The following is a 14,785-nucleotide window of genomic DNA, read 5'->3' as shown; positions in this document are numbered from 1 at the left end:
GCGAGATGAAGATCGAGATCGACTACCCCAAGTGCATCGGCGCGGGCCAGTGCGTCCTCGAGGCGTCCGAGGTCTTCGACCAGGACGACGACGGGATCGTCGTCCTGCTGGACGTGGACCCCGCCCCGCACGCGGCGGCCGTGCGCTCCGCCGCGCACGCCTGCCCGGCCCGCGCGATCGTCGTCGACCACCAGGAGCCGTAGTCCCCGCCATGACCTCAACCATCGAGCCGAACACGGACGGCACCGCGGTCGTCGTCGGCACCGGCGTCGGAGGCGTGCGCACGGCGCTCGGCCTGCGCGAGCAGGGCTTCCGGGGCAGGATCGTCCTGTTGGGGGCCGAGTCGCAGCTGCCCTACGACCGGCCCCCGCTGTCCAAGCAGTTCCTCTCCGGCGAGTGGGACGCCGAGCGGCTCTCACTCCTCACCGAGAGCGCGGCGCACGAGGCGCGGATCGAGCTGTGGCCGGGGACCGCGGCCCGGGGCCTGGACGTCCACGGCGGACGTGTGCTGCTCGACGGCGGACAGAGCCTCGCCTTCGACCACTGCGTCATCGCCACGGGGTGCCGTGCCCGGCCCGCGCCCTGGCACGTCGAGTCGGGCCTGCACGTGATCCGCGAGCTCGCCGACTCGGCCGCGCTGCGCAGGGACCTCTCGGCGGGCGGACCGGTCGTGATCGTGGGCGGCGGGTTCATCGGCATGGAGGCCGCCGCGACCGCCGTCCTGCTCGGCCTCCCGGTGACCGTGGTGGACCCGGATCCGATGCCGTTGGCCCGTTCCGTCGGACCGGAGATCGCCGCTCTGCTGACGGACGTCCACGTGCGGCACGGGGTCGTCGCCCGCTTCGGGGTCGGCGTCGAGGACGTGCGGGGACGGCGCGGGGACCTGCACGTGCGCCTGGCCGACGGCACCGCCCTACGGGCGGCCACCGTCGTCGTCGGCATCGGCGCGGTGCCGAACGTCGAGTGGCTCGCGGGCTCCGGTCTGCACGTCGCCGACGGGGTGGCGTGCGACGAGCACGGGCGCGCGGTGGGCGCCGAGGGCGTCCACGCAGTCGGCGACGTCGCCCGGTGGCGCGGCCCGGAGGACCTCGACGCCCGCCGGACCGAGCACTGGACCAACGCCGTCGACCAGGCCGCCGTCGTCGCCCACAACATCGTCCACCCGGACCGGCCGGGGCGTCAGGACGCCCTGCCCTACGTGTGGAGCGACCAGTACGACCACAAGGTGCAGGTCGTGGGGCGTCCCGCCGGGGCCGCCGACTGCAAGGTCCTGGAAGGCCCGGACGGCCCCCGACGCCGGGTGGCCGCCCTGTACTCCGACGACGCGGGCGCGCTGGTCGGGGTGACCGCGGTCAACTGGCCCAAGGCCACCGTGCTGGCCCGCAAGCTGCTGGCCCGCCGGGCGGGCGTCGGCGAGGCCGTCGACGAGGTGCAGGCGCTCGCCGCTCCGCGCTGAGCGGCCGCCCCGGCGCCGCGCGCGTCCGCGACCGCACGCGAGGAGGCGCGCCGGCTCTCCGGAGGAGCTGCTCGCGTCCCCGGAGGGTCGCCGCACACCCTCGGACCGAACTTCGGGCCGCATCCGCCGACCGGCGGGTGCGGCCCGAAGTCGTGCACGGCACGGTGGCCCGTGAGCCCCCACCCGCGCTCCGCTCCTCCCCTCCCCCGCCACACCCGTTCCCTTATTGAGACTGCCCGTCTACTATCGAACGGCAGCGTCCCGTGGCGAGAACCCCCGATGAACGAGAGGCACGTCGTGAACGAGTCCTTGCAGGCCCTGGGATACCCGGAGCAGCGGCCCTTCCGCCGCACCCTCGACATGGCCACGCTCCCCGAGGCCTTCCAGCTGACGGTGGAGGCCTACCCGCACGCGGTGGCCCTGCGCACCGAGGACGACTCGCTGCGTCTCAGCTGGCTGGAGGCGGCCGACCTGGTGGAGATCCTGGCCGGAGCACTCGCGGGTCTGGGGATGGGACGCGGCGACACGCTCGCCCTGCTCCTGACCAACCGCCCGGAGCACCAGCTCATGGACCTGGCCGCACTCCACCTCGGGGCAGCCACGACCTCGGTCTACTCGACGCTGCCCCCGGTCGACCTCGCCTACAACATCGGCGACTCGGGCTCCCGCGTCGTGGTCACCGAGCCCTCGCTGGAGGCCGGGCTCCGGGAGGCGATCAAGGACCACGGCCTGTCGGTCGACCATGTGATCGTCCTCGACCACGCACAGGTGGAGGCCCTGGACGGCGCGCAGACCCATGCCTACGGCGACCTCCTGCTCCGGCCCGCCCCGGAGGGCTTCGACTTCGCCCGCACCTGGCGGGCGGTCTCGCCCGACGACGTCGCCACCGTCATCTACACCTCGGGCACCACCGACCTGCCCAAGGGCGTCGAGCTCCAGCACTCCGCGATCCTGCACACCGTGGACACGTACCACGAGGCGGCCCCCCTGTCCGCCGGCCGACGCCTGCTGTCCGGGATGCCGATGGCCCACATCGGCGAGCGGATCATCTCCTACTACCTGGCGGTCACCCAGGGGCACTGCGTGACCTTCTGCCCGGACATCAGACAGCTCAACACCATGTACCTGCGCGTCCGGCCCGCGATGATCTTCCTGGTGCCGCGTTCCCTCGAACGCTTCCGCAGTCTGATCGAGGCGTACATAGGCGACCAGCCCGGCGAGGAGCGACGCACGCGTCTGCGGCGGGCCGGCGCTCTCGGCGAGCAGTTGACCGATGCCGAACAGGCGGGCCGTGCCGCGCCCGCCGAGCTGCGCCGCGAGTGGGAGGAGCTCGCCGCGGAACGCGCGGACCTGCTCGCGGTCGTCGGCCTGGACGGCGTGGAGTACGCGGTCGTCGGCGGCGCCTACGTGGACGTCGACCTGCTCCGGTACTTCCTCGGCCTGGGCCTGCCGGTCCGCGAGGGCTACGGCTCGACGGAGTGCTGCGCCCTGGCCACCCCCGGCAGGCTCTCCGACGAGTACCGCATCGGCTACGCCGGCCCCGTCGCCACGGGCATGGAGCTCAGGATCGCCGAGGACGGCGAGATCCTCCTGCGCGGCCCGCGGCTGATGCGCGGCTACCGCAACAAGCCCGAGGCGACGCGGGAGGCGATCGACGCCGACGGGTGGCTGCACACCGGCGACATCGGCGTGCTCAACGAACTCGGCCAGCTCAGGATGGTGGACCGCAAGAAGGACCTCATCATCAACACGAACGGCAAGAACATCTCGCCCGTCCGCATCGAGAGCCGCGTCGTCCTGGCCGGCTCGCTCATCGGCACGGCGGTCGCCACCGGTGACTCCAGGGCGTACGTGTCCGCACTGCTCGTGGCCTCCCCGGAGGGGGTGGCCGGCTACCGCCGCGCGCACCCGGAAACGGCCGCGCTCGACGACGAGGCGCTGGGCCGGGACGCCGGTTTCCGCGCGGCCGTGCAGCAGCAGGTGGACGCCGCCAACAAGGACCTCTCCGCCGTCGAGCAGATCAAGACCTGGACGCTGATCATGAGCCCGTGGGAGGTGGGCGGCCACGAGATCACCGCGTCCAACAAGCTCAAGCGCCGTGCGGTGCTGGTGAAGTACGCGTCGACGATCGACGCCATGTACCACTGAACCCGGACCCGATCGGACCGGACCCGGCCGACGCCCGCACCGGCGTGCGGGCCGCCGTCCGGACGTCGGCCCGGAACACGGGCACTGCCGTCACGGCCTCGGCCGAGGACCGCCGCCGCGCCGCCCCACCAGGGAGCGGACCCGCGGTCCTCCCCACGAACCGCCGCCGACGCCCTCGGGGGGTGTCGGCGGCCTCGGCATGAGCGGGCCTTCTCGGCACCCGGCCGACGGGAGGACACGACCGTCGGCCGTCCGGCAGCCGCGGGCCGCGCGCACCCTCCCCGGGGAACTCGGCAGACATCGGCGAGGGGTGGGGAACAACCCTCGCACCACGCAGCAGGAACGCGACGACGAGGGAAGAACCATGACCGGTACGCCTTGGACCGACACCCACACCGACGACCCGCACCGCGGCAGGCCCGCGGCCCCCGCCCGACCGGTCGGGACCGACACCCCCACCGGCACCCGGCCGGACGCCGCTCCCCCCGCCGTGGGAGGGCAGCGGGCCGAGCCCTCGCAGAACGTGGCCACCCTCTCGACGTTCCTGGGCCTGCTGGCCTCGCGGGAGACGATGCGGCAGGCGCTGTCCCTGGTGGCCGACGACTTCGTGGCCGTGGAACCGGCGTCCCTCCCCTACGGGGGCTCTTACCACGGGCCCGCCGGGCTCCTGGACATGCTGCGCGCGGTCAACTCCGTGGTGCGGCTGGACATCGAGGACATCCGACTGAGCGACGCCGGCGATCTCGTCATGGCCCGGGTCGAGGTCGTCCTCGTGGCGCGCGACACCGGTGAGACCCTTCGTACGCGCATCGTCGAGCTCTACACGGTGGCGGAAGGGTCGATCAGGAAGTTGGACATCTTCTACCACGACACGGCCGCGGTCCATCAGCTCCTCGGCACCTGACCGCCCGACACCCTCCGGCTCCCGTCCGGCGACCGGCATCCGGCGACCGGCGACCGGCGTCCGGTCAAACGACGCCGGAAGACCGGCCTGACCTCCCGTGCGGGGTCAGGCCGGTCTTCCGTGGCCGTCCGACCGGACGGATCCGTCCCTCATCGGCAAGGCTTACGGCCGTGCCGCCCGCGCGGCGGCACGCGGCGCTATTCGCTGTAGCGGGCGATGTCCGACCGGTTGGTCTCCGGCACCGCGAAGATCGCCACGGCACCGCTCACCACGTAGATGACGGCGAGGAACGTGGTGATGTAGACGGGGTTCCCGCCGCCCCACGCCATCAGCGCGCTCGCGATCAGCGGACCCAGTCCGGCGACGGACGAGGTGAACTGGTAGCCGAGCGAGACGCCGGTGTAGCGGGCGTTGGAGGGGAAGAGTTCGGAGATCATCACGCCGTGCGCGCCGACGGCGAGACCCAGGAAGCCGTACCCCAGGATGAAGGCGAGGAGCAGCAGGGTCGAGGAGCCCGAGTCCACCAGCGGGAAGAGCACGAAGGACGTCGCGAGCATCAGGACCATGCCGGTGACGTAGACCGGTCTGCGCCCGAAGCGGTCGGACGCGGCAGCGCCTATCAAGGTGGTCACGGGGTTGACCAGGGAGGCGATGAGGAGCGCGGACAGTGCCGTGCTGCTGCTGTAGCCCGAGCCGATCGCGTACGACAGGGTGTACACGAGCACGACGGTGCCGGTCAGCGCGATGCTCAGGGTCAACATCACGACCAGGATCAGCGGGCGGCGGTCACGCGTGAGCACCTGCATCAGCGGGATGCGACCCTCCCGGACCGCGGGTTCGGCCTTCTCGAACACCGGGGTCTCGTCGGTGCCGGAGCGGATCCAGACCGCGATCGCGACGAGGACGAGGCTGAACAGGAACGGCAGTCGCCAGCCCCACCCCAGGAACTGCTCCTGGGGCAAGTCGGAAACCAGCCGGAAGACCAGCGTCGCCATGATCACGCCACCGGCGGGCCCCAGCTGGGACGCGGCGCTCCACAGACCCCTGCGGTGCGCGGGCGCGTGCTCGACCGTCATCAGCAGCGCGCCGCCCCACTCGCCGCCGACCGACACGCCCTGGACCAGCCGGACGAGGATCAGCAGGACGGGCGCCCACACGCCGATGCTGGCGTAGGTGGGGAGCAGCCCGATGACCGTGGTGGCGAGCCCCATCACCATGAGGGTCACGACCAGGACGCGCTTGCGCCCGATCCGGTCGCCCAGGTGGCCGGCGATCACACCTCCCAGGGGGCGGGCGACGTAGCCCACCGCGAAGGTCGCGAAGGCCCCCATCAGGGCGACGGAGGAGTCCCCTTCCGGGAAGAACAGTGCGGCGAACACGATGGCCGACGCCATGCCGTAGAGGTTGAAGTCGTACCACTCGATCAGTCCGCCGAGGAAGCTCGAGACGAGCACACGCCGCTTGCGGGCGGCCGTTCCTCGCTCGGTCGGTGGCGATTGCGTCCCGGGGAAGGAGCTGTCGTCCTTCGTCCCGTCGACCATGTCCTGAGCCATGGGTGATCTCCCTGTGCCGATGGATGGATGCGAGTTTTGAACTCGCAAGTCGCAATAAGGGCGATGGCGGCACACCCTAACAGCGGTCGACCGGATTGCCCCCTGTCGCGCGACGGACTTTTCCGCTAGCCCTCGACGCCACCCCGGACCCGGAGCGCGGACCGCCGGGGCGATGCGACCCTTTCAAAGTCACCCATCTCAAAACTCTTGCACGTCCGCGCCCCGTCGTACATATTGTGAGACCACATGTTTCATAACGGTGGGGACCGGCCCCTCGGACGTCGACGGCGGCGCCCGAGGGGCCGGCGCCCCACCCGTGCGACGAGGAGATACATGTGGCTCCCTCTCCACCGGCGGCGACGGCGCTCGGGACCGTGCCCGCCGCCCCCGACCGGCCCGACCCCGTGCTCGAGGTGCGCGGCCTGGGGCAGCGGTACGGCGCGCACCAGGTGCTCGACGGCATCGACTTCTCCCTGCACCGCGGCGAACTCCTCGCCACGGTCGGCCCGAACGGCGCCGGCAAGACGACACTCTTCAACTGCGTCACGGGTGTCTCCAGGCCGCGGACGGGTTCGGTGGTCGTCGCGGGCACGGACGTCACCGGTCTGCGCCCGTCGGCCGTCGTCCGGGCCGGGATCGCGCGCACGTTCCAGCACCTGGCGTTGTTCGAATCCCTGACGGTCCGGGACAACCTCCTCCTGGGCCGCCGGCACGCCATGCGCACCGGCTCCCTGGCCACCACGCTGAGGCCGCTGCGCACCCGCCGCGAGGAGGCGGACAACCGCGCGGTCGTCGCCGCGCTGATCGAGCGCTACGGCCTGTCGGAAGTCGCCGACCGGCCGGTGGAGACGCTCCCCCACGGGGTGGGCAAGGTCGTGGAACTCGCGCGGGCGGTCGCCATGGAACCCGCGGTGCTGTTGCTCGACGAGCCGGTGGCCGGGCTCAACCCCGAGGAGTCCGCCGAGTTCGCCGAGCACCTGAAAGCCCTCCGCGAGGAGCGTCCCGAGCTGGCGATCCTGCTCATCGAACACGACATGCCGCTGGTGCTGACCCTCGCCGACCGCGTGCTCGTCCTCAACTTCGGCCGCGAGGTCGCGACGGGGACCCCGGAGCAGATCCGTCAGGACCCCCGTGTCATCGATGCCTATCTCGGCCGGAGGAGTGCGGAATGACCCAGGCAGAGATCTTCCAGGCGCTGGTCTCCGGCCTCGCGCTGGGTGCCGGTTACGCGTTGTTGGCGGTCGGCGTCGTGGTGGTCTACTCCGCGACCGGGATCCTCAACTTCGCCCAGGGCGCGTTCGTCCTGATCGGCGCCTTCACCACCTACCAGGTCGGCGTGGTGTGGGGGCTGCCCTTCCTGGCGGCCGCCCTCGCGTCACTGCTCGTCGGAGCCCTGCTGTCGATGCTGACCGGCATGACGCTGCTGCGACGTTTCAGCAAGAAGGCGCACTTCCCGGCCGTGATGGCGACGGTCGGCCTGCTGTTCCTGGTCCAGGCACTGGTCGCGGGCCTGTGGGGCGACGAGGCCCGCGACCTGGGCGATCCCTGGGGACTGCGGGTCGTCGAGGTCGGCGGGTCCGTACTCGCGCTGTCGGACGTGTGGACCGCCGCGACCGGTGCCGTGCTCCTCGTCGCGGTCTTCGCCCTCATCCGGTTCAGCCCGATCGGGCTGGCGATGCGCGCCGCGGTCAGCGACGAGGAGGCCGCCGTGGCCCAGGGCATCAGCACCCGGACGGTCACCGTCTTCGCCTGGAGCCTCGGGGGCGCGCTCGGGGCCGTCGCGGGCATCCTGCTCGCCGCCGGCGCGTCCGGCGTCAACAGCACCCTGGGCATCGCGGCGTTCGCCGCGCTTCCGGCCATGGTCCTCGGCGGCATCGACTCCCCCATGGGCGCGCTGCTGGGCGGACTGTTCCTGGGCGTGGCACAGCAGTTCGCGATCCTGCTCCAGTCGTCGGTACTGGAGCCGCTCGGCGCGGGATTCCCCGGCGTCCTCCCCTACCTGATCCTCGTCGTGATGCTCGTCGTACGGCCCCAGGGCTTCTTCGGAACCCGGGCCGTGCGTCGTTTCTGAGAGAGCGGGCGTGATGCAAGAACACCTCCTCACCGAGCCGGTCCCGCCGCGGGGTCGGCCCCCACGCGAAGTCCCGCGTTCCGCCGGGCGGCTGCTCCTCGCGGGGCTCGCCTGCGTCTATCTGGCGACCCCCTTCCTGGTCCAGGACCACATCCTCTTCCTGCTCTCCTACTGTGCGGTGATCGCGCTCGCCGGTGCGGGCGTGGTCCTGCTGGTCGGGCGGGCGGGCACGGTCTGGATCGCGCAGCCGTTCTTCATGGGTCTCGGGGCCTACCTCGCCGTCGCCCTCGCCGACCGCTTCGCCCCCGGCTTCGTGGTCGTCGCCGTCGCGGCCGGGGCGGCAGCGGCGGCAGCCGGTGCGGTGACCGGCTGGTTGGCGGTCCGGCTCGGGGGCCTGGAGCTGGCGATCGTCTCGTTCGGCGTCGTCCTCATCGGCGACTACCTCGCGCGCCAGCTCACCTCGCTGACGGGTGGCTCCGCGGGCAGGGCGACCTCCTCGGTCGAGGTGTCCGTCGGGCCCGTGAACTTCGAGGACCTCGGCTCCTTCTCCGCGGAACAGGGCCTCTTCTGGGCGACCTGGGCGGTGACCGCCGCCTGCCTCGCCCTCAGCGCCTTCCTCCTGCGTCGCGCCCCCGGCCGGACCTGGGTGGCGTTGCGCGACAACGAGCGGGCCGCCGAGGCGATCGGGATCGACGTGCGGCGGGAGAAGATCGGCGTCTTCGCGCTCGCCGGTGCCTTCGGCGGACTCAGCGGGGCGATGCTGGCCGGCCTGCGGGAGTACATCGCCCCGGAGGACTTCGGCTTCACGATGGTCACGCTGCTCATGGCGGTGGTCATCGTCGGGGGCGTGACCCGACTCGCGGGTGCGGTCGTCGGCGCCCTCGCCCTGCCCGGCCTGGAGTTCCTCGTCTCCGAGTTCGCGGACAGTCCCGCGCTCGGCTGGTTGATCAAAAGCACTGCGGAGGACAGCGGTTTCTTCACCGCGGGCTCGTTCAACCTCCTGATCTTCGGCGCGCTGATCCTGGTGGTGCTCCTCGTGGAGCCGCAGGGCCTGTTGGGCGGCGCCGCCCGGGTGATCGACACGTGGAAAGAGACCGCGGCCGACCGAACGGTCCACGATGAAGGAGAAGTCAAGTGATGCCCTCCCGTACCAGAACCGCACTCGCGGCGCTCGCCGTCGGCGCGCTGCTCGCCACCGCCGGCTGCGGTCGCGGCGAGTCGAAGGGATCAAACGACACGGCCGCCGCGGCGCCCGGTTTCGACGGACGCACGCTCACTCTGGGCGTGCTCAACGTGACGTCCGGCCCTGCCGCGTCGTCCTTCGCCCCCATCGGGGCCGGCGCGAAGGCCTACGTGGACGCCCTCAACGCGCGCGGCGGCATCGCCGGGAAGTACCCCGTCGAACTGATCACCCGCGACACCGCCTACGACCCCTCCAAGACCGCGCAGGCCTACGAGGCCACGAAGCGTGAGGTCGCGGCCTACGCCCTGGTGACGGGCACGCTGTCCACCGACGCGGTGCTGCCCCAGGCCCGCAAGGACGACGTCCTGGTGTTCAGCGCGTCGGCGGACGGCAAGTTCTTCCACCAGAGCCACGTCCTGTCCATCGCGATGCCCGCCCAGAGCCAGTTCCTCAACGGCGCCGAGTACCTCACCCGGGGCGACGGCAAGGGGCGAAAGCTCTGCTCCCTCGCCACCGAGGGCCCCCGGTTCGAGACCGCCACCGCGGTCGTGGAGTACGCCGGGAAGAAGATGGGCATGCGAACGGGCCCCTCCCTGGCGGTCCAGTCCGGTGTGAAGCCGACCACGCAGATCCAGCAACTCAAGAAGGCCGACTGCGACATGGTGATGATGAGCACCGCGCAGATCCCCGAGGCCCCGGACGTGCTGACCGCGGCCATCGAGCAGGATTTCGAGCCGACCTGGATCGCCAACGCCGGTTCCTGGGGGCCGTTCCTCAACGACGGTCCGCTGTACGACTACACCACCGAGCACATGGTGATCATCACCGAGGGACTCCCCTGGGGCGCGGACGACGCGGGGATGCGGCAGCTCCTCGCGGACCAGAAGAAGTACGCCCCGGACGCCCGGCCGTCGGTCGGCTTCCTCTGGGGCTACAACCAACTGGCGGCGGTCGAGGCCGTGCTGACCGAGGCGGCCGAGCAGGACGACCTGTCCCGAGCGGGCATCATGCGGGCCCAGGCGTCGCTGTCCTCCCTGGACCTGGCCACCTACTACCCCCGCCCGTGGGGCGCCGCGGCCGACCGTGGCCAGCACACGCAGTACTGCGTGCTGGTGCCGTCGAAGTCCGGGAAGGACGGCACCGAGGAGACCGCGTGCCACCAGAAGGTCACGCAGGACGTCCTGGACTACCCCTACCCGGCGGGAGACTGACGGTGCGTACGGGTGCGGTGCCGAAGGGACCGGCGGAGCTGCGCATCGACGACCTCACGGTCGCCTACGGTCGGCGCAGCCCCGCCGTGCGGGGACTGTCGGCCCGGGTGGCCGCGGGTTCCACCCTCGCCCTGCTGGGTGCCAACGGGGCCGGCAAGACGACGGTAATGCGGGCGATCACCGGCCTGTTGGGCAGCCACGGCGGACGGGTGGTGTCCGGCTCCGTCCTTCTCGACGGCGTGGACATCACCCGGGCCGGACCCGCACAGCGGGTGCGCATGGGCATGGCCCAGACGATGGAGGGGCGGCGCGTCTTCGCGGAGTTGAGCGTGGAGGACAATCTCCGCGCCGGGGCGTGGACCCGTCGCGGCAGAGCGGCGGTCGCCGCGGAACTCGCCGCGGTCTTCGCACGGTTCCCCGAGATCGCCGACCGCCGTGCGGACAAGGCCGGTTACCTGTCGGGCGGCCAGCAGCAGATGTTGGCGATCGGCCGCGCGCTCATGGCCCGGCCGCGCCTGCTGCTGATGGACGAGCCCTCGCTCGGGCTGGCCCCCAAGCTCGTCGACCGCGTGGCGGAGATCGTCGAGGAGATCTCCGCCGAAGGCACGACCGTCGTGCTGATCGAGCAGAACGTCGCGATGGGCCTGGCCGTGTCCGACCGTGCCATCGCGCTGGAGACCGGCCACGTCGCGCTGGAGGGCGACGTGGCCACCCTCGCGCAGGACGACCGGATCCGGGCGGCGTATTTCGGTGGCCGGCTCGACGTGGCCGACGCCTGACCCTAGGTCCGCGGTGCTGCGTGCCGAGCCTCGCCTCTGCATGCCGGTCCGCGTGCCGGTCCGGCACGCGGACCGGGCCCCGCCACGGGAGCACGGCCGGTCGGCTCGGCTCACCAACAAGGCCCCTGAACTGACGAGTCGAGACTTCGCACACCTCACTCCACGGCAGAGGTGATCTGCGCGCCGCGCCTTCGCCGCTGTCACCGCGGCGGTGGCCACGCCGAAGACGCTCACTGCGCACGCTGTCCTCGGTTGATGCCGGGCACGAAGACCCCGTAGAAGTTCAGCATCTTCACGGTGCGCGCCCGAGTCCGGTCCTTCATGTACGGCCAGGCGACTTCCACGAGGCCGTCTGCATTCAAGAGCTGGCGGACTCGGGGACGGTATGCAGCAGAAGAGACGGGATCTCCTCGACGGGGAAGTCATTCACGGCGTACCTGTTTCCTGTGCGGCGATCGCGGTCACTCCGCCTTTCCCTCCTCACTTTGAGCCGGCGAGAAAAAGCGCGCACGTGGGCCGCTGAGTTCGACCAGCCTGTGCCACAGGCGGGAGCAGTGCGCCCGCGACCGGTCCGAGCGGACATCGGCTGACAGGTCCGCTTGCACCGGTGTGTCGCAAAGAGGGGCGTCGCGGTGTGCGGCACCGCACAGGACTCCGCCGGACACCCCACCACAGTAAGGGTGGTGGGGTGTCCGGCGGAGTGGCGGTCCGGAAAGCGGTCCGGGGCGCGGGTCAGCGCCCGAGGCGGCTCCGGAGCGCCGCGACCTCGCTCGCGACGAACTGGTCCAGACCGGCCTCGACGTCCGGGTGGAGGACGGCCTCTCCCGTGGAGCCCGCGGCGAACGGACGGTCTCCCTCGGGTGCGGCGACGGTGCGGCGGTGGGTGAACTCGTCGAAGCCGGCCTTGCCGTGGTAGGCGCCGTAGCCGGAGTGACCGACACCGCCGAACGGTGCACCGGGGACGGTCTGGTGCGCGAAGCAGTCGTTGCGGGTCACGCCTCCCGACGTGGTGCCCTGCACGAACGCCCGGAAGTCCGCGCCGTCTTCCCCGTAGTAGTAGGCGCACAGCGCCGCCGGGCGGACCTGGATGTAGCGGATCGCCTCGGAGATGTCGTCGTAGGGGAAGAGGGAGATGACGGGACCGAAGACCTCCTCGTCGTTGATCTTCGCGTCCGCCGGGATGTCGGTCAGGATCGTCGGAGGGATGAGCCGCTTGCCCGGCGAGGGCAGGTGCGCCGCCTCGTCGGGCGCGACGGCCTGGAGTTTGGTCGCTCCTCTGGCGGTCGCGTCGTCGATGAGCGCGGTGATCCGCTCGTAGTTGCGGTCGTTGATGATGGCGACCGCCGCGGGGTTCTCCAGGAAGGTGGGGAAGAGCAGCCGGAACTCGGCCTCGAGCTTGGTCCGGAACGTGTCGAGGTGCGCGCGGGGCACGAAGACGTACTCGGGGCAGGAGCAGACCTGACCGCTGTTCATCGCCCGTGCGAGCGCAAGGCGTTCGGCCGCCCGGTCGAGGTCGGCGTCCCGTCCGAGCACGACCGGGTTCTTGCCGCCGAGTTCCAGGGTCACGGGGACCAGGTTCGCGGACGCGGCACCCGCGACCGCCTTCCCGACCGCGGGAGATCCGGTCAGGACGATGTGGTCGAGCGGCAGACTCGAGAAGTCCCTGGCCGTCTCGAGGTCGCCGAGGACGACGGCCACCTCGTCCTCGGCGAAGTACTTCGCCACAGCCTGCGCGAGGACCCTGCCGGTGCGGGGGTGGTTCTCCGGGAACTTCATGATCACCCGGTTCCCCGCGGCCAGGGCGGCGAAGGCGGGGTGGACGGTGAGGCTGACCGGGAAGTTCCAGGCGCCGATGACACCCACGACGCCCTTCGGCTTCTGCTCGATGAAGGCGGGCGGGGGGCCGTCGAGGACGACGGGCTTCATCCACTCCTCGAGGCACTCACGGTTGACCTTGACGTCCTCCAGCCAGGACAGCACGTCGAACATCTTCGACAGCGCGGTGGGCCGCCTGCCGTAGTCCTCCTGGAGCGCCTCGGCGAGGGGGTCGGCGGCCTCCAGGACGGCCAGCATCAGCCGGTCGATGCGGTCACGGCGCACCTCGGCGCTCGGGGTGCCCTCCGCGAGGAACGCCTCGCGCTGGAGGGCGAGGACGCGCTCCAGCTCCTTCTTGTCGACGTGCTCGGCGGTGACGGTTCCGCTGTTCTGCTCGCTCATGTTCCAGTGCCCATCCTGTCCGGGGGAAGAGGGTGCGGGTCCGTGGTGCCCTCGCGCGACACGGGCGGGCGTCGCGGGCGGGCGTCGGCTCGCTCAGAACGACGTGATGACGACCCGGGTCATGTTCGGGTCGCGCAGGGCCTGGTAACCCTCGTTCACCTGGTCCAGGGAGATCTCCTTCGAGACCAGGTCGTCGAGGTTGAACCGGCCGGCCAGGTAGAGCTCCGCGTACATCGGGAGGTCGCGCTTGGGGACGGTCGATCCCATGTAGACCCCCTGCACCCGCTTCTGCGAGACGACCGCGTCGATGCTGGTGAAGGTCAGCGACGTCTCGGGGTCGATCGAGCCGATCAGGTACAGGCCGCCCCCCTTCGTCGCCATCTCCCATCCCTGCTTGGTGACTTGCGGCATCCCGACGAAGTCGAAGACGGCGTCGGCACCGTCACCGGTGATCTCCCGTACGGCCTCGACGGGGTCGGTCGTTTTCGAGTTCACGGTGTGGGTGGCCCCGAAGCGGCGCGCGGTCTCCAACTTCTCGTCGGCGACGTCCACGGCGACGATCGTCGTGGCACCCGCCGTGACGGCCCCGCTGATCGCGTTGAGCCCCACCCCGCCGCAGCCCATGACGACCACGGTCTCGCCCGCCTGCACCCGCGCCGTGTTGACGACCGCGCCGGCGCCGGTGGCGACACCGCACCCCATGAGCGCGGCCTGGGGGAACGGCATCAGGTCGGGCAGCCGCACCAACTGGCTCTCGTGGACCAGGCACTGCTCGGCGAACCCGCCCAGGCCCATGCCCTGGAACAGCGGCTTGCCGTTCAGGCTGAGCCGCGGCGGCTGATCGGCGCCGCGCAGCGTGGCCTCGGGGTGACGGCACTGGTTGATGCGGCCGGACAGGCAGCGGTCGCAGCGGGCGCAGTACTGGACGAGGCAGCCGACCACGTGATCCCCGACGACGAACTCCGTCACGTCCGGGCCCAGACCCACCACCACTCCCGCGACCTCGTGCCCGAGGACGGAGGGGACCGGGAGGCCGAGGTCGTGCTGCGCTGCCGCGAGGTCGCTGTGGCACAGGCCGGACGCCTTCACCTCCACCAACACCTCGCGGCCGATCGGGTCGGCGAGATCGACGTCCGCGAGCGTGAACGGGGCGCCGAACGCTTCGACCACCAGTGCCTTCATGAAGACTCCTTCCGAGAGCTTCGGGACGCGCCGATCGGCGTGCCCCGACCACGCGCATGCTCCACGCCGTGCACGGGGCGG

At 71.5% G+C, this 14,785-nt stretch carries 12 protein-coding genes; 9 read left to right on the top strand and 3 right to left on the bottom strand.

Features of this window, described 5'->3' with window-relative positions; all coding sequences use genetic code 11:
- Window positions 1-5: 5 nt before the first annotated feature.
- From JL475_RS19045 to JL475_RS19030, 4 genes are all read left to right on the top strand, one after another.
- Window positions 6-203, top strand: a complete 198-nt coding sequence (locus tag JL475_RS19045; RefSeq protein ID WP_202279040.1) for a ferredoxin — start codon at window positions 6-8, stop codon at window positions 201-203.
- An 8-nt stretch (window positions 204-211) separates the two neighbouring features.
- On the top strand, window positions 212-1,456 hold the full coding sequence (locus JL475_RS19040) for an NAD(P)/FAD-dependent oxidoreductase (protein WP_202278942.1): 1,245 nt from the start codon (window positions 212-214) through the stop codon (window positions 1,454-1,456).
- Between the two features lie 297 nt (window positions 1,457-1,753).
- Complete coding sequence (locus JL475_RS19035; protein ID WP_202278941.1) at window positions 1,754-3,604, top strand: long-chain fatty acid--CoA ligase; 1,851 nt, start codon at window positions 1,754-1,756, stop codon at window positions 3,602-3,604.
- Between the two features lie 364 nt (window positions 3,605-3,968).
- Window positions 3,969-4,508, top strand: a complete 540-nt coding sequence (locus tag JL475_RS19030; RefSeq protein WP_202278940.1) for a nuclear transport factor 2 family protein — start codon at window positions 3,969-3,971, stop codon at window positions 4,506-4,508.
- Between the two features lie 197 nt (window positions 4,509-4,705).
- On the opposite strand, the gene JL475_RS19025 is transcribed toward JL475_RS19030, so the two are convergent.
- Window positions 4,706-6,061: an MFS transporter gene (locus JL475_RS19025; protein ID WP_202278939.1), complete on the bottom strand. Its 1,356-nt coding sequence runs from the start codon at window positions 6,059-6,061 to the stop codon at window positions 4,706-4,708.
- Between the two features lie 335 nt (window positions 6,062-6,396).
- On the opposite strand from JL475_RS19025, the gene JL475_RS19020 reads away from it, so the two are divergent.
- Genes JL475_RS19020 through JL475_RS19000 form a run of 5 tightly spaced genes read left to right on the top strand, consistent with a single transcriptional unit; the run spans window position 6,397 to window position 11,305 of the window.
- Window positions 6,397-7,233 carry an ABC transporter ATP-binding protein gene (locus tag JL475_RS19020; protein WP_202278938.1) on the top strand — a complete coding sequence of 279 codons (837 nt, stop codon included), beginning with the start codon at window positions 6,397-6,399 and terminating at the stop codon, window positions 7,231-7,233.
- Entirely contained in the window at window positions 7,230-8,132 is a 903-nt protein-coding gene (locus tag JL475_RS19015) for a branched-chain amino acid ABC transporter permease (protein WP_202278937.1), read from the top strand. The genes JL475_RS19020 and JL475_RS19015 overlap by 4 nt, the downstream gene beginning before the upstream one ends.
- A 13-nt stretch (window positions 8,133-8,145) precedes the next feature.
- On the top strand, window positions 8,146-9,270 hold the full coding sequence (locus JL475_RS19010; RefSeq protein WP_202278936.1) for a branched-chain amino acid ABC transporter permease: 1,125 nt from the start codon (window positions 8,146-8,148) through the stop codon (window positions 9,268-9,270).
- Window positions 9,270-10,526, top strand: a complete 1,257-nt coding sequence (locus JL475_RS19005) for an ABC transporter substrate-binding protein (RefSeq protein WP_202278935.1) — start codon at window positions 9,270-9,272, stop codon at window positions 10,524-10,526. Before JL475_RS19010 ends, JL475_RS19005 begins: the two co-directional genes overlap by 1 nt.
- Before the next feature lie 17 nt (window positions 10,527-10,543).
- Entirely contained in the window at window positions 10,544-11,305 is a 762-nt protein-coding gene (locus JL475_RS19000) for an ABC transporter ATP-binding protein (protein ID WP_202278934.1), read from the top strand.
- A 732-nt stretch (window positions 11,306-12,037) separates the two neighbouring features.
- Here the strand turns inward: JL475_RS19000 and JL475_RS18995 are convergent.
- Both JL475_RS18995 and JL475_RS18990 read right to left on the bottom strand, forming a co-directional pair.
- Window positions 12,038-13,522, bottom strand: a complete 1,485-nt coding sequence (locus tag JL475_RS18995) for an aldehyde dehydrogenase family protein (RefSeq protein ID WP_202278933.1) — start codon at window positions 13,520-13,522, stop codon at window positions 12,038-12,040.
- A 93-nt stretch (window positions 13,523-13,615) separates the two neighbouring features.
- Complete coding sequence (locus JL475_RS18990) at window positions 13,616-14,704, bottom strand: zinc-binding dehydrogenase (RefSeq protein ID WP_202278932.1); 1,089 nt, start codon at window positions 14,702-14,704, stop codon at window positions 13,616-13,618.
- Between the last annotated feature and the right edge of the window lie 81 nt (window positions 14,705-14,785).

The sequence above is a fragment of the Streptomyces sp. M2CJ-2 genome, assembly GCF_016757295.1.
Lineage (GTDB): Bacteria > Actinomycetota > Actinomycetes > Streptomycetales > Streptomycetaceae > Streptomyces.
This window is presented reverse-complemented; position numbering and strand designations above follow the sequence as displayed.